The following is a 15,559-nucleotide window of genomic DNA, read 5'->3' as shown; positions in this document are numbered from 1 at the left end:
AGAGAGGCGCATTATACGCACTTTTTCCAGCTTCGCAAACTGTTTTGTAAAATTTCGCTCAACCTTTAAAACCAGAACACAGTAACTTTTTGTTTTTATAAAAAAACTTCAAATATCCGTTCAATCAATTAGCGAGCATCACCTTCATGAATTTCCTTTTGCCGACCTGATAGACGTGATTCGCGCCCACCGCAATTTCCAACTTGGCATCGGAAACTTTCTCTCCGTCTATCTTTACACCGCCTTGATTAATCATCCGGATCGCCTCCGACGTACTGGCAGTTAGGCCTGCGTCTTTCAATATATTAGCGATACCGTAGCGTTCGCCTTGAATCTTGAGCACCTTCTCTTCGATCTCATCCGGCATCGCGCCGCGCTGGAACCGGGCCTCGAAATTTTCGAGCGCTTTTTGGGCTGCCGCCGCGCTATGGAATCTTTCGATGATCTCTTGCGCCAGCAGGACCTTATAATCGCGCGGATTGGCCCCCAGCTGGCATTCCTGCCGCCACTGCCTGATTTCGGTCATCGGACGGAAGCTCAGCAGTTCAAAATAGCGCCACATCAGCTCGTCGGAGATCGACATGAGCTTGCCGAACATGTCGTCCGGCGTATCGGTGATGCCGATATAGTTGTTTAACGATTTGGACATTTTGTTGACTCCATCCAAACCTTCCAAAATGGGCATCGTAATCACAACCTGCGGCTGTTGGCCGTATTGCTCCTGCAGCTGCCGCCCGACAAGCAAGTTGAACTTCTGGTCGGTCCCGCCCAGCTCGACATCCGCGCTCATTGCAACCGAGTCATACCCCTGAATCAACGGATACAGAAACTCATGAATCGCAATCGGCTGGCCGTTTTTATAACGCTTGCTGAAATCGTCGCGCTCGAGCATCCTCGCCACGGTATGCTTGGCGGCCAACTGGATCAGATCGGCCGGCGACATCGCATTCATCCAGCTGGAATTGAACATGACCAGCGTCTTAGTCGGATCGAGAATCTTGAAAATCTGCTCTTCGTAGGTTTTGGCGTTTTCGATCACTTCATCGCGGGTCAACGGCTTACGCGTGACGTTCTTACCGGTCGGATCGCCAATCATGCCGGTGAAATCACCAATCAGGAACAGCACTTCGTGCCCATGATCCTGGAACTGTTTCAGCTTATTGATTAACACCGTATGACCCAGGTGCAAATCGGGAGCAGTCGGATCGAACCCGGCTTTAATTCTAAGCGGCCGTTTTTCTTGAAGTTTTTTTATAAGATCCTGCTCAAGCAGCACATCTTGCGCCCCTCTCAACAAGTCCGCTACTATTTCTGCTTGCAACTTATTTCTCCCTTAAAACTCTAGATAAGTAATCGATTAATATTGTGGGATAGGTATTATAAAGAAAAAAAATACTCGTCTATAATTGGCAAATATCAAAAAAATCCGTACAATGGCTTTAGGATAGAGTTAATTATTGCTTTATTGTTTCAATTTCAATAACTTAATCTTCTTCATCGTGAAAATTCAATTTTACGCCCCCTTGCTGATCAGCGTGGGTCTGGCGCTTACATCGTCCACCGTGGACGCCAGAACTTCGCATTTGGCCATTAAAAAATATGCGAGCGACGCCTCCAAGCGCTCCAAGTTGCACTCACGCAAGGCAGCGAGCCATCGTGCATCTTCCGGCCGATCACGGTCCACCGCCTCACTGTATAAAAAGAGGCCGACTTTGGCGAAAGCCCAGCAAAAGCCGATTATTCTCGATACGGAAGAAACAAACACCACAAGAATTTCCACTACTCTCTATCCACTGGCAAAAAACAGACTGCACTTTCCCCAATTCAGCCAGCACAGCATTCCTCCTATCGAAACCGCTCCCACATCCTCGACCATTGCCACACTCGGCAGCCAAAGCTCCGGTTATCTGGAATCGGCTAAACCGCTCGAAGTCTCGGGGCTAACCGGAGCCTACGGCGTTATCGAGACCAATCTTGCCGAAGCCGGCTACAAAGCGGGGCTGTCCGACGAGTTGATAGACGAATTGACCCGGATTTTCGCATGGGACATTGATTTTGCATCGAATCTGCATCCCGGCGATCAATTTACCGTACTCTATAAGGACGGTTTCGACACGGACAACGCCAAAAGAGGCCGCATCTATGCGGCTGAATTTGTTAGCCGCGGTAAATTTCTTACGGCGGTCCGGTTCGAAGATGCTGACGGCAATGCAGGATATTACACTCCCGAAGGCAACAGCCTGCATAAAGCCTTTTTGAGCACGCCGGTCGATTATGCCCGTATCAGCTCACATTTCGATACTCACCGACGGCATCCGGTCCTTAACCGCATACGCGCCCATAAAGGCGTCGACTATGCCGCCCGCACAGGCACTCCGGTCAAGGCCGCGGGCGACGGCGAAGTCGTTTTCAAAGGCAGGAAAGGCGGATACGGGCAGGTATTGATCCTCAAGCATGGGGACCATTACGAAACGCTGTATGCACATCTTTCCGGCTTCAAGCGCGGCTTGAACGACGGAGACCAAGTGATGCAGGGAGAAGTGATCGGTTATGTCGGCCAGACCGGCCTCGCAACCGGCCCGCACCTGCACTATGAGTTCCGGAAGGACGGCATACATCAAAATCCGGAGTCATTGGAGCTCAAACGCCCGATGCGTCTCGCCAATCAACAATTGGCCGAATTCAAAGACTATACCAAACCGCTGTTGGCGAAGCTTTATCAGACTAAATCTAGGAATATGCTGGCTAAGAATCAGTAGATCCCATCCATTGAGTCTACAGATATAAAAAAGGCGGCTTATAAGCCGCCTTTTTTATATTAAATTATTAAGCGGAAAACGAGGACCCGCAACCGCACGTCGTCGTTGCATTCGGATTGCGAATCACGAACTGCGCGCCGTTCACGTCTTCTTTGTAATCCACTTCGGCGCCTTGCAGATATTGGATGCTCATCGAATCGATCAATACCGTCACGCCGCCTTTTACGATACTGGTGTCATCCTCGTTGACGTCTTCATCGAACGTAAAACCATATTGAAATCCAGAACAACCGCCGCCGGTCACGTAAACTCTCAGCTTCAGATTATCATTGCCTTCCTCGGCAATCAGCTCGCTGACCTTAGCGGCAGCGCTGTCGGTAAAATTTATCGGATTTGCCATAAGCTTAATTAATGCGGAAAAAAGTTGAAGTATGGTAGGAATTATGACTATACCCAGTAAAAGAGTCAAGATTTCTCCCCCTGCCGTACAAGGTCTGGTTTCCCTCCAGTCCCATGTTTAATCTTTACGGATACAGCGCGACTGCTCCAAGCCCCAGATCCTCTGCCAAGCCGAACATCAGATTCATGTTCTGCACGGCCTGCCCCGAGGCGCCTTTCACCAGGTTATCGATCACCGACAAAATCACCACCGTTTGCTCGCCCTGCGGACGGTGGATCGCAATCTGGCAGCGATTGCTGCCCCGCACGCTCCGGGTATCGGCATGCGCGCCATTCGGCAATACATCGACGAAAATCTCGTCTTTGTACTTTTGTTCATACAGCGCCTGCAAATCTTCTGTGTCGGATTCGAGACGCCCGTATAGCGTCGCATGAATGCCCCGGATCATCGGCGTCAAATGCGGCACAAACGTCAATCCCACCGGCTTGCCGGTCACCAACGCCAGCCCTTGCCTAATCTCGGGCAAATGACGATGCCCGGAAACCGAATAAGCCTTGAAGCTCTCGCCGCATTCGCTCATCAATGTGGCAAGTTCCGCCTTGCGTCCCGCCCCGCTCACGCCCGACTTGACGTCGGCTATCAGATGAGCGCAATCGATCAGCCCCTTTTCCAGCAGCGGCAAAAAGCCGAGCTGCACCGAAGTCGGATAACAGCCCGGGCAAGCGATCAACCGGGCTGATTTGATCTGCTCCCGATTGACCTCGGGCAAGCCGTAAACCGCTTCCGCGATCAAATCGGGGCAGGCGTGCTCCATGCCGTACCATTGGCTCCATTCCTTCGCATCCTGCAGACGAAAATCGGCTGACAGGTCGATCACTTTAACGCCGCGCGCCAGCAATTGTTCGGCCATCTGCATCGCAGTGCCGTTCGGCGTCGCGAAAAATACCACTTCGCAGGCAGCCAGCGCGTCAGCATCGGGTGCTGTAAACACCGCATCGATATAACCGCGCAGGCTCGGATACACCGTATCGACCCGCACCCCGGCATCTGCGCGCGAAGTGACCACGGCAACCTCGACTTCCGGGTGCAAGGCCAAAATCCGCAACAACTCCACGCCCGTGTAGCCGGTGCCGCCCACTATTCCTGCACGAATCATTGTTCTAAAACCTTCCCGTTCATTTTTTTGAAATTGTGTGAGTATATAATACTTCCGGATTCTCAAAAATCGTTATCATCAACCGGACATTCACGATATACGCCCATGCCTTTGCCTGATTCGATGCGTGCGATAGAAGTCATTCAGCCCGGCGGGCCGGAAACGCTCGCTCTCGCTGAACGCCCCCTGCCCCCGGTGTTGCCGCACCAGGTCCTGATCAAGGTCGCCGCTGCCGGCATCAATCGCCCCGACGCGATGCAGCGCCGCGGCGTTTATCCCCCCCCGCATGGCGCTTCGGATATTCCCGGCCTGGAAATTGCCGGTACGGTCGAAGCCGTGGGCAAAAACGTCAGCCACCTGAGAGCCGGCGAGACCGTTTGCGCCTTAGTGACCGGCGGCGGCTATGCAGAATATTGCGCCGCCTCGTCGTCGCTGTGCCTGCCGATTCCGGAAGGCTTCGATTTTATCCGGGCGGCCGCCCTGCCGGAGGCTTTTTTCACGGTCTGGAGCAATGTTTTCGATCGGGCTCGTTTAGCGGCCGGCGAAACACTGTTGGTTCACGGAGGCAGCAGCGGCATCGGCACGAGCGCGATTCAACTGGCCAACGCTTTCGGCGCGCGGGTCGCCGTGACTGCCGGTTCCGATGCAAAATGCGAGTTTTGCCGTCAACTGGGCGCCGAAACCGCGATAAACTACCGAACTCAGGATTTTGCCGAGGAAATCAGGCAACTTACCGGAAGTAAAGGAGTCGACATGATCCTGGACATGATCGGCGGCGATTATCTGGCAAAAAACCTGAAATGCCTGGCACCAGAAGGAAGACTGGTACAGATCGCGATCCAGCACGGCGCCAAAGCGGAAATCGACCTTTGGCAGGTCATGCTTAAACGGTTGACATTGACCGGTTCGACGCTGCGCGCCCGGGACGATTCGTTTAAAGCGCAAATCGCTAGGCAATTGCAGGAAAAAGTCTGGCCCTTGCTGTCTTCGGGTAAAATCAGGCCGGTCATCGACAGTGTGTTCGAGCTCGGCGAAGCCGCCAAGGCGCACGAACGGCTGGAATCCGGCCAACATATCGGTAAAATCATCTTGAAGGTATAACTGCATGTCATACAGCACACTCATCTCCGCCGATGCCCTGAAAGCCCAAATCGACCGCCCGGACTGGGTCGTGGTCGACTGCCGGTTCTCGCTGGCCGACACCGGACTCGGCGCCCAAAATTACCGGCGCGGGCACCTGCCCAATGCGCGTTATGCCCATCTCGACAAAGACCTGTCATCTGCAATTACCAGCCGGACAGGCCGCCATCCGCTGCCCGATTTTCGCGCACTGGCGCAAAAACTCGGCCATTGGGGCATCGATAACCGCAGCCAAGTCATCGTTTACGACGACGCAGGCGGTGCGTTTGCGGGACGCCTCTGGTGGCTGCTTCGCTATTTGGGCCACGACAAGGTCGCGGTACTGGACGGCGGCATCAAGCTCTGGCAGAAAAAAAGCTATCCGATTACGACCGCCCTGCCGGCGGTCAAGCCCGCGATCTTCAGGCCTTACCTGCAGGATGGGTTTTGGCTGACGGCCGCGCACGTGCAAAACGGCCTGGCCTCCCGGTCGATTTGCCTGATCGATGCACGCACGCCCGAACGCTACCGCGGCGAAGTCGAACCGATTGATCCCGTGGCGGGTCATGTGCAAGGCGCGTTCAATCGCCCCTTTCAGGCTAACCTGACCGCCAGCGGCGAATTTCTACCCGCCGACCAGTTGCGGCGGCAATTCCAGACGCTAACCGGTGACCGGCCGCCGGAACAAGTCGTCCATATGTGCGGCTCCGGCGTCACTGCCTGCCATAATCTGCTCGCAATGGAGCATGCGGGCCTCAGAGGCTCGAAACTTTACGCCGGCTCCTGGAGCGAATGGATCCGAAACAAAAACCGGCCTGTCGCCACCGGCAGATAACCACTCCCAATAACTCAGCTTTCCGTCCGCCCATGAAAATCGACAGCGCTACTATCCAGCACCGGTACGACCGGCTTGCGCCTTATTTCGATGGCCTCGAAGCGATGATGGAGGGCCTGTTTTTCAGGAGCTGGCGGAAAAAACTTTGGGAGGCCGTAGAAGGCCCCCATATCCTCGAAGTCGGCGTCGGCACCGGCAAGAATTTCGATTATTACCCAACAGACGCAAGAATTACCGCAATCGATTTCAGTCCGAAAATGCTTGAACAGGCGCGGAACAAAAAACACCGGAAACAGGTCGATGTCGATCTGGAACTGATGGATGTGCAATCGCTGCATTATGCGAGCAACAGTTTCGATACGGTCGTCGCCTCCTTCGTATTCTGCTCGGTGCCTGCACCGCTGAAAGGTCTGAAGGAATTGCACCGGGTCTGCAAGCCGGGCGGACGCGTTTTGCTGCTGGAGCACGTGATCAGTTCGAATACCGTCATGGCCGGCCTGATGAACCTGATGAACCCGCTGGTCGTCAAGGCGGTCGGTGCGAACATCAACCGCAATACGGTCAAAAACGTGCAAGCCTGCGGCTTCCGGAACATACGGGTCGACGAACGCAGCGGTGACATCATCAAATTGATCGAAGCGGTCAAATAAGCGGAAAATTTATCCCGAATAAAGGATTTGAGTAGAATATAAGGCCTTTTTATCTTTAATAATTGACGTGAAGCCGACAGTAGAAGACTTAGTCCAGACGCCGATACCTACCCAGCACGGCGAATTCATCCTGCATTATTACAGCAACAATCTCGACGACAAGGAGCATGTCGCGCTGGTCCGGGGACGGGTCGAAGGCACCGAACAGGTGCCGGTGCGGATCCATTCCGAATGCTTTACCGGCGACGTGCTCGGTTCGAGGCGCTGCGATTGCGGCGAACAGCTCGACATGGCGATGCAAATGATCGACCAAAGGGGAGTCGGTATTCTGATCTACCTGCGCCAGGAGGGGCGCGGCATCGGCCTGCTGAAAAAGCTGCAGGCATATAATCTGCAGGATGCGGGCATGGACACGGTCGACGCCAACATTCACCTCGGCCATCTGGCCGACGAGCGGGAATACGACATTGCTGCGCTGATCCTGGAGTCGCTTCGCGTCAAATCGATCGAACTGATCACGAACAATCCGCAGAAAATCGAAGGGCTGCAAAAACTCGGCGTGAACGTCGTGAACCGAATCCCGATTGTCGCCGCCGCCCACAACGACAATCTCGATTATCTGAAAACCAAGGCGAAAAAAATGGCCCATATGTTATTCGAGCGCAAAAAAGAACACGAATAGCATCCCGACAAGCTCTTGCCGACTTTCAGCAGGCAGGTAACACGGTTTCGACCAGTTTTACCCAATAAGCCGTGCCGATCGGCAGAATCTCATCGTTAAAGTCGTAATGCGGATTGTGCAGCAGGCAGCTGTTACGAGACGGGCCGTTGCCGATCCAGAGATAGCAGCCCGGCTTTTCTTGTAACATGAACGCGAAGTCCTCCGATCCCATGCACGGCGTGGGCCTAAGATCGACACCGTCCTCCCCGGCTACCGCGATCGCGGCCCGGGTCGCCAAGGCCGTTTCGGCTTCGCTGTTGAAAGTGACCGGATAGCCCGGGTTTTCGGGATTAAAGGCGATTTCCGCGGCGACGCCGAGTCCCGCGCAAACCCCATCTACGATCCGGCCAATTTTTTCGCCGACCATCCGCTGCACGCTCGGCTTAAAGCAGCGATAGGTGCCGCGGATAATCGCTTCTTCCGGAATCGCGTTCCAGGTATTGCCGGCATGCACCTGAGTGATGCTGACCACCGCCGAATCGGCCGGATCGACCGTCCGGCTGACGATCGTCTGCAGCGCATTCACGATTTGTGCGGCCGCGACAATCGCATCGGTGCCGAGATGCGGCATTGCGGCATGAGTCGCCCGGCCTTTCACACGGATTTCGAAACAGTCGAACGAGGCCATCATCGGGCCCGGCCTGACCGCAAAATGACCGACCGGAATATCCGGAAAATTATGCATCCCGAATATTTGTTCCACCGGGAACTGTTCGAACAGGCCGTCGTCGATCATCCGCTTCGCGCCGGCCCGTCCTTCTTCGGCAGGCTGAAAGATGAACACCACCGTGCCGTCGAAGTTCGGTTTTCCGGCCAATGCCCTGGCTGCGCCGAGCAGCATCGCGGTATGACCGTCGTGCCCGCACGCATGCATTTTGCCGTGATGTTCGGATTTATACGGGAAAGTATTCTTCTCCTCGATAAACAGCGCGTCCATATCGGCTCGCAGGCCGATCATGCGCTTGCCGATTCCCGAGGATAAGGTCGCGACTACGCCGGTCTTGCCGAGTCCCTCGTGCACGGTCAATCCGAAAGCCTTCAGCTTTTCCGCGACGAAGCGCGCCGTTTCGACCTCTTCAAAAGCGGTTTCGGGATGCTGGTGAAGATGCTGCCGCCAGCCGCGCATCTCCTCGTGAAGCGGCTGCAGGTCGTTCGTGATTGTCATGTGTGGTTTCCTTTTTTAATTCATTCGATTTCTTTATCCGAAAGCTCCTACAAGGCGTAGTCGACCGCATCGATTTGCCGGGCAAGCCATAATAAAACGTCCTTGCCGTTTCGGAAACTGCCTTCGTCGATTTCGAGCCGTCTGCCGTCGGTCAAACATTCCCAACGCGAGAGCTGGCTCCGCAATTGCCGCTGTTCGCTCACAGAAAAATGGAAGAGGCCGAGCAAAACCTTGAGTTGGCGCGGTTCCGGCGAAGAAATCGCATCCCGTAGACTGCACAGCTCAACCAACAGCCGGTCCAGAACCGGCAACTGCCCTGCAATCAGTTCGGTAACCTGTCTGGGCTGCATCCGGATCGCCGGCGCCTGCCGGTTGTCCGAAACGACCTTAAGACATTGAACCAATTCGCCGGTCGAAAAACACGCCGCAGTTTCGTAAAAGGCAGACGCCTCCATATCGTAAAGATGCGGCGTGGAATAATCCAACTGCGGCCTCGATCCGGTCCGGACCGTCTCGAGCGCGCACGGCGGCAAAAACGCCAGCGGAGGATAAAAATTTTTCAAAGTATCCGCGTCGGCGATTTTGCCCGCCAAGAACACGCTCCCCACTTCATGCTCCGCGTGTCCTGCAATCCCGACGTTCAGCAAAATCGGGGCATCGGCGCCGCCAGCTCTTGCCTGCGTATAGGCCACGCCCGCCGCCATCGCGCATTTGCCGATGCCGGCGACGGTCAGGCAAATCCGGTCATTTTGGTACAGTTCGAAGGGATGGCTGTCCAGGTTCTTTTTCAACCGGAAACGGTCGATCAACGGCCGGGCTTCGCAAGGCAGAGCGGTATGGATGAAAATCGTCCGGGCGGATTTGGGCATAGGTTTGGAGAGAAAAGCTTAACGGCCGGCAGTCGGCAGAATAAGGCGGAACGTCAGATTGATCCTGGGATGTTTTACCTGCCGGGTTTTCGGCAACGCATGCACCCAATGATGCTGCAGCGTGCCGGCCATCACCAGCAAATCGCCGTGCTCCAGTACAATGTCCAGGTTTTCCCGGCGCTTTTTATGGCGCAGCCGAAACAGACGCGAATCACCCAGGCTTAAGGATGCAATTGCCGGATTGATCCCAAGTTCCTTTTCGTTATCGGCATGATAGCCCATCGAGTCGCGCTCGTCGCGATACAAATTGGCCAGCACGCTGTTGAATGCGTAACCGCTGCAGAGTTCGATTCGCGCCCTGACCTCCGTCAACTCGCCCGTCCACGGCAAAGGCCGATGCTCCACGCCCGAATAGCGGTAAATCGCCTCCGGATCGCCGTACCAGCACATCAAGCGCGGCACTTTGCACGCTTTTCCGAAAATCAGCACCGCTTCCTCCTGCCAGGCCAAAGTCCGGTAAAAATCGTCGAATAACAGGTCGGCCTCGGGAAAGCGATAAAAGCCCTTGACCCCGTAGATTTCGCCGTCGAAAGGGCAAAGATTGGGCTGGCCGATCACGGAGCGATTTTAACAGCGCAGCGATCAGGATCAGTGAGGCAAAAAAACAAGGCGCGGGACTTAGGCATCAATCACATAAGCCCCGTAGCCGACAACCCTTTTTTTATCCCCTGCCGTGTCCCCGGAATTGCGCAGATCGATGTTTTTGACGGCCAGCGATTTTTCCCGGGCCAGCTTCAGCAATCCGCTGATCCCTACCCGCCCGCAGGCCGAATCGACACCCAGACTTTCGTATTGCAGCTTTTCGATCGCCGCACTGGTAACCTTGTCCAGTTTCTGGCAGGTGGCATAGTCGTGATAATGGCTGAGATCGGAGCTGACTACGATTAACGTTTCTTCGCCGCCCCATAACATTTCGAGCACCTGGGCCACCTGCTCGGCCGGCGCATCGCCGGTCACGATCGGCACGATCTTGAAATCATCCAGCATTTCCTGCAGAAACGGCAGATGTACTTCCAAACTGTGCTCCAGCGCATGCGCCTGCTCCAGATAATCGACGAACGGCAATTTCGCGATCGCATGCACGGCTTTTTGATCGACTTCAATACTGCCAAGCGGCGTAACGAAATTTTGCGCACTAGTGATGGCCAAGCCGTGAAAGCCGACCCGGTGCGAAGGGCCGATCAGCACTACCCGGCTGATCTGGTCGTGGACCTTGAGCAAGCGCGCATAAGCGGTAGCGGCTATCGGTCCTGAATAAATATAGCCTGCATGGGGCACGATCATCGCCTTGGGAACTTTCGGCGCGGTATCGGCATCATTGAGATATTGATCAAGCAGCAGATGAAGTTGTTGAGATTCGGCAGGATAGAAGGTTCCTGCAACGGCGGGTTGTCTGTTCATAATGTTGCCTTTTCACCAAAATCGATCTTAATCTTATTATCAGCCCATTAGCAGCACTGCAAGTTGATTTTATTACTTCAGCCAATAAAGACAAATTGAAAATTTAATAGTTCCTGGAGAGTCGTAATGACCGAATTCATTTCTGCCGATACCGTCAAAACCCGGTTCTGGCATGTACTTGAAGACGGGCGGGTACAATGCGACGCCTGCCCGCGCTTTTGCAAGCTGCATGAAGGCCAGCGCGGCCTGTGCTTTGTAAGACAGAATCTTGATCATCAGGTGGTGATGACCAGCTACGGACGTTCCAGCGGCTTTGCGATCGACCCCATCGAAAAAAAGCCGCTGAATCACTTTCTGCCCGGTACGCCGGTCTTCTCGTTCGGCACCGCCGGCTGCAATCTGGCCTGCAAGTTTTGCCAGAATTGGGATATCAGCAAATCGCGCGAAATGGATACGCTGATGAGCAAGGCCACACCCGAGGCAATCGCGCAGACCGCGCTCGAACACGGCTGCGCCAGCGTCGCCTATACCTATAACGATCCGGTGATTTTCCACGAGTACGCGGTCGACACCGCTAAAGCCTGCCGCAAGCTTGGCCTGAAATCGGTTGCGGTTTCGGCCGGCTATGTCACCCCGGAACCGCGGGCCGAATTCTACCAATGGATGGATGCGGCGAACATCGACCTGAAAGCGTTCAGCGAACGCTTTTACCATCAGATTACCGGCGGCCACCTGCAACCGGTGCTCGACACCCTGAAATACATCAAGCACGAAACGTCGGTCTGGCTGGAACTGACCACTCTGCTGATTCCGGGCGAAAACGATGCGGATGCCGAAATCGAAGAGATGACGGCATGGGTCGTCGAAAACTTAGGCCCCGACGTGCCGATGCATTTCACCGCGTTCCATCCCGACTGGAAAATGCTCGACAAACTGCCGACGCCGCGCGATACCCTGCTGAACGCCAGGAAAATCGCGCTCGCCAACGGCGTCCGCTACGCCTATGTCGGCAACGTGCACGACAAATCGGCCTCAAGCACCTACTGCCACAACTGCGGCAACTTGCTGATCGGCCGGGATTGGCATCAACTGTCCGAATGGAACCTCGACACGACAGGCCATTGCTCGTTTTGCGGCACGCCATGCGCCGGCGTTTTCGCCGAAAAGCCCGGATCCTGGGGCGCCAGGCGTCGAAACGTGGCGATGAGCTGAGTCCCTGATCCCTGGAACTCAGCTCATCTCATGGGTTAGGAAGTCTGTTCGACCGTACGGAGCTCCTGGCGTTGGCATTTGCTGTAAAAAAGCCAGGTCTTGACGTGCAGATGCTTGCGGATGGGGGTTTTGATTACGGAGACGCAGAGCGCGATCGAAAACAGGCACCATACTGCGGCGTATTCATTCGGGTCGGAAGTCGTGATGTCGGAAATCCACGGCCCGATTACATAATGAAAACCGACGAAGCGCCAGGAACCGTACAATACCGGCAGATAGAACGAAACCAGGATATAGGTCAGCGCATGTAGGCCCCAGTCGAAGCCGAACAGCCATTCCTGCGGACCGGACAACAGGCCGTTCAACGGCATTTGCCAGGCGATGTGCCAATCGCCGGAAACCGAGCAGACGCCGGTGCCGCAAAATCCTTCGGTGCCGATCACGCAATGGCCGGCCCAGTCGAACGGGTACATCTTGACCAGCATCGTCAGCGAGCCGATCGCGCAAATCGTGTACACGGTCGTACGGATTTTCAGTTTGACGCTTTCCGGAATGAAGTACATCGCGACCATATTCACGAAAAACGGCTGGAACGCGACATGAATATAGCCGAACATCGTTAAAATCTGATTTTTCGGATTGCCGCACAGATCAATGTAAATATAAGTTGCGGCCTGCAGCAGTTCCATCAACGCAAAATAAGTCAACGGAATCCACAATTCCTTCGATTCCCCTTTATAGGCGACATAAGCCGCGGTACTGAGCCCCGCGGCGGCCAGGACGCCGGACGCTTCTCCACTCCAACACATAATTTGAACCTTCTTATAATAGTTATCGAATAAACCTTTCAGCCGAGAAAGGAGGCGATGCAATCCCCCTTTCTTCGGCCGGTTATTCTATTACAGAGGCTCAAACTGAAAAAGCACCGTCGCATTCAACCGCCGGCGGCAGGGAGAAAACAATCAGCCCGGCAAGGCGTCGCTGTCGATATAAATTTCGACAGGACAGCCAGGCTCGATCGCGGCGACCGGCAAATCCGCACCGTCCTGCCATTGCCTGACCGGCTCCTGCTTGCTTTTGCCGGTGACTAGAAAGATCAATCGGCGGGTGTCGCTCAACGCTTTGGCGCTAAGCGAAACCCGCTCGGGGGGCGGCTTCGGGGAGTTATAAACCGCATGGGTCAACTCGTCGCGGTTGTGGACATGTCCGGGGAACAAACTGGCCGTATGGCCGTCCTCGCCCATCCCGAGCAGTACCAGGTCGAAAGGCAGCGCATCGGCGACAGCCTGACAGTATTGCAGCGCCCCCGCTTCGGGGCCGAGCTCAGCCGGAATCGTGAAAATCTGTGCGGCAGGAATCGGCACGTGAGCAAGCCACGCCTGTGCCGCCATCATGCTGTTGCGCTCCGGATGATCACTCGGCAGGCAACGCTCATCCCCATAATAGACATACCATTTCGACCAGTCGGTTTCGGCGTTGGCGAGCAGGCGATATGCTTTTTCGGGCGAGGTGCCGCCGGCCAGCACCAGCTTGAAACGACCGCGCCCTGCAATGGCCTCATCGGCCGTCTTCAGGATTTGTTCGAAAGCGGCTTCGGCCACCTGGTCGGCGGTCGAAAAAGTCCGCCAGTGGGCATTTTTCTGCATTTATTTGCACTCCGGGGTTAATGAACTGCGCCAGGTCTGGCTGTCTTTGTCGAACAGGCGGCTGTCTTCCGGTCCCCACGAACCGGCGGGATAAGTCGCGATAAAGTCGCGCTCGACTGCCCAGGTCTGCAGGATCGGATCGACGATGCGCCAAGCATGCTCGACTTCGTCGAAGCGCAGAAACAGCGAACGATCGCCCTTCAGGACATCCAACAGCAAGTCTTCATAGGCGTCGATCGCTTTTTCGTCATGATTGCGAAAACTCGCATCGAGCGTGGTCGAACGGGTGCTCATTTCGAGGCCCGGTTCCTTCACGGTCATTTCCATCTTGATGCATTCATCAGGTTGGATACCGAGCAGCACCCAGTTCGGATTCATGCAGTTCACGTTCGTGTCGCGAAAGAATTGCAGCGGCGGGTGCCGGAAGCAGATCGAAATGGTCGATTGCGCCTTCGCCATGCGTTTGCCGGTGCGCATGTAAAACGGTACGCCGCGCCAGCGCCAGTTGTCGATGTACAGTTTCATCGAGGCATAGGTTTCGGTCACGCTGCCGGCCGGGATGTTCTCTTCCTGCAAGTAGCCTTTGACCTTTTCGCCCTTGATCGTGCCGGCGGCATACTGGCCGCGGTGGGCATGCGCGTGCACTGCTTCTTTCGGAATCGGGCGGATCGATTTCAGCACCTTGACCTTTTCATCGCGCAGCGCTTCGGCTTCCATCGACACCGGCGGCTCCATCGCGACCAGCGTCAACAGTTGCAGAAGATGGCTTTGCAGCATGTCGCGCAAGGCGCCGGCGCTGTTATAGTACTCGCCGCGGCTGTCGATGCCGATATCTTCGGAATGGGTGATCTGGACATGATCGATGTAATTGCGGTTCCACAGCGGCTCCAGCATCACGTTCGCGAAGCGGAACACCAGCACGTTTTGCACCATACCTTTGCCGAGATAATGATCGATCCGGTAAATCTGCTCCTCGCTCAAATAATGGCTGATGCGTTTTTGCAGCGCCTGCGCGCTGTCCAAATCGTAACCGAACGGTTTCTCGATGATCACGCGCCGCCAACCCAATTCTTCGTCGAACAGCTCGTTATGGCTTAACTGTTCCAGCACGGTGCCGAAATCGGACGGGCTGATCGACAGATAAAACGCGATATTGTGGGAAAACTGCTGTTTGCCGTTCAAGAGATCGGCCAATGCCTTGTAATCCTCGGCCTGCTGAATATCGGCCCGGTGATAGCAAAGACGCTGGCTGAAGCGCTGGAAGATGCTTTCGTCGAAATCGTCCTTGGCTTTGGCCTGAATCATATCTCTGACTTCGGCAAGCCATTTCTGCTGATCCCAGGGGCGGCGACCGATCGCGACGATACGCGTGCCTTCGGGCAGCTGTTTTGCGACATCGAGATGGTACAGCGCCGGCATCAGCTTGATCCGGGAAAGGTTGCCGGTGGCGCCAAAAATAACGTAGGTACAGGGTTCGGGATTCATCGAGTGAGGTAGATAAGTTTTAAAAGGAGGGAAGGTTAGGATGGGTAAAGCGGAAGCGAAACCCATCATTAAGGCTGCGAT

At 55.1% G+C, this 15,559-nt stretch carries 16 protein-coding genes; 6 read left to right on the top strand and 10 right to left on the bottom strand.

The annotated features are described in order from the left end of the window. Positions 1-124: 124 nt before the first annotated feature. Positions 125-1,321 (bottom strand): tyrosine--tRNA ligase, encoded by a 1,197-nt coding sequence (tyrS, locus tag JJL52_RS19885; RefSeq protein WP_202054262.1) that lies wholly within the window; start codon positions 1,319-1,321, stop codon positions 125-127. A gap of 178 nt (positions 1,322-1,499) precedes the next feature. Between tyrS and JJL52_RS19880 the strand changes: the two genes are divergently transcribed. Continuing rightward, the gene (locus JJL52_RS19880; protein WP_336885092.1) at positions 1,500-2,759 is read left to right on the top strand and encodes a M23 family metallopeptidase; all 1,260 of its coding nucleotides are present in this window, start codon (positions 1,500-1,502) and stop codon (positions 2,757-2,759) included. A gap of 67 nt (positions 2,760-2,826) precedes the next feature. Here the strand turns inward: JJL52_RS19880 and erpA are convergent, their stop codons facing one another. Both erpA and argC read right to left on the bottom strand, forming a co-directional pair. After that, complete coding sequence (gene erpA, locus JJL52_RS19875) at positions 2,827-3,159, bottom strand: iron-sulfur cluster insertion protein ErpA (protein WP_202054260.1); 333 nt, start codon at positions 3,157-3,159, stop codon at positions 2,827-2,829. A gap of 124 nt (positions 3,160-3,283) precedes the next feature. Further along, entirely contained in the window at positions 3,284-4,315 is a 1,032-nt protein-coding gene (gene argC, locus JJL52_RS19870; protein WP_202054259.1) for an N-acetyl-gamma-glutamyl-phosphate reductase, read from the bottom strand. Positions 4,316-4,438: 123 nt separating this feature from the next. Here argC and JJL52_RS19865 point away from each other — a divergent pair, with 123 nt between their 5' ends. From JJL52_RS19865 to ribA, 4 genes are all read left to right on the top strand, one after another. Continuing rightward, positions 4,439-5,416, top strand: coding sequence for an NAD(P)H-quinone oxidoreductase (locus JJL52_RS19865; RefSeq protein WP_202054265.1), 978 nt, complete (start codon positions 4,439-4,441; stop codon positions 5,414-5,416). 4 nt (positions 5,417-5,420) lie between these two features. Then, complete coding sequence (locus JJL52_RS19860) at positions 5,421-6,269, top strand: sulfurtransferase (RefSeq protein WP_202054258.1); 849 nt, start codon at positions 5,421-5,423, stop codon at positions 6,267-6,269. Positions 6,270-6,301: 32 nt separating this feature from the next. Next, positions 6,302-6,919 (top strand): class I SAM-dependent methyltransferase, encoded by a 618-nt coding sequence (locus tag JJL52_RS19855; protein WP_202054257.1) that lies wholly within the window; start codon positions 6,302-6,304, stop codon positions 6,917-6,919. 67 nt (positions 6,920-6,986) lie between these two features. Then, on the top strand, positions 6,987-7,601 hold the full coding sequence (gene ribA, locus JJL52_RS19850) for a GTP cyclohydrolase II (protein ID WP_202054256.1): 615 nt from the start codon (positions 6,987-6,989) through the stop codon (positions 7,599-7,601). A gap of 25 nt (positions 7,602-7,626) precedes the next feature. Here ribA and JJL52_RS19845 read toward each other — a convergent pair whose 3' ends face one another. From JJL52_RS19845 to amrB, 4 genes are read right to left on the bottom strand one after another with little or no spacing between them, the layout of a single operon-like run. Continuing rightward, positions 7,627-8,805: a M20 aminoacylase family protein gene (locus JJL52_RS19845; protein ID WP_202054255.1), complete on the bottom strand. Its 1,179-nt coding sequence runs from the start codon at positions 8,803-8,805 to the stop codon at positions 7,627-7,629. A gap of 47 nt (positions 8,806-8,852) precedes the next feature. Beyond that, the gene (locus JJL52_RS19840; RefSeq protein ID WP_202054254.1) at positions 8,853-9,674 is read right to left on the bottom strand and encodes a nucleoside phosphorylase-I family protein; all 822 of its coding nucleotides are present in this window, start codon (positions 9,672-9,674) and stop codon (positions 8,853-8,855) included. An 18-nt stretch (positions 9,675-9,692) separates the two neighbouring features. Further along, positions 9,693-10,292 carry an alpha-ketoglutarate-dependent dioxygenase AlkB gene (locus JJL52_RS19835; protein ID WP_202054253.1) on the bottom strand — a complete coding sequence of 200 codons (600 nt, stop codon included), beginning with the start codon at positions 10,290-10,292 and terminating at the stop codon, positions 9,693-9,695. Positions 10,293-10,352: 60 nt separating this feature from the next. Continuing rightward, on the bottom strand, positions 10,353-11,135 hold the full coding sequence (gene amrB, locus JJL52_RS19830; RefSeq protein WP_202054252.1) for an AmmeMemoRadiSam system protein B: 783 nt from the start codon (positions 11,133-11,135) through the stop codon (positions 10,353-10,355). 126 nt (positions 11,136-11,261) lie between these two features. Here amrB and amrS point away from each other — a divergent pair, with 126 nt between their 5' ends. Beyond that, complete coding sequence (gene amrS / locus JJL52_RS19825) at positions 11,262-12,347, top strand: AmmeMemoRadiSam system radical SAM enzyme (protein WP_202054251.1); 1,086 nt, start codon at positions 11,262-11,264, stop codon at positions 12,345-12,347. Between the two features lie 35 nt (positions 12,348-12,382). Here amrS and JJL52_RS19820 read toward each other — a convergent pair whose 3' ends face one another. From JJL52_RS19820 to zwf, 3 genes are all read right to left on the bottom strand, one after another. Then, complete coding sequence (locus JJL52_RS19820; RefSeq protein WP_202054250.1) at positions 12,383-13,156, bottom strand: DUF5765 domain-containing protein; 774 nt, start codon at positions 13,154-13,156, stop codon at positions 12,383-12,385. Positions 13,157-13,309: 153 nt separating this feature from the next. Next, positions 13,310-13,993 (bottom strand): 6-phosphogluconolactonase, encoded by a 684-nt coding sequence (pgl, locus tag JJL52_RS19815; protein ID WP_202054249.1) that lies wholly within the window; start codon positions 13,991-13,993, stop codon positions 13,310-13,312. Further along, positions 13,994-15,478 carry a glucose-6-phosphate dehydrogenase gene (gene zwf, locus JJL52_RS19810; protein ID WP_202054248.1) on the bottom strand — a complete coding sequence of 495 codons (1,485 nt, stop codon included), beginning with the start codon at positions 15,476-15,478 and terminating at the stop codon, positions 13,994-13,996. Positions 15,479-15,559 lie beyond the last annotated feature (81 nt).

The organism is Candidatus Methylomicrobium oryzae, assembly GCF_016745425.1.
GTDB lineage: Bacteria > Pseudomonadota > Gammaproteobacteria > Methylococcales > Methylomonadaceae > Methylomicrobium > Methylomicrobium oryzae.
The sequence above is the reverse complement of the archived record's forward strand: the minus strand, read 5'-3'. Positions and strand labels throughout refer to the sequence as shown.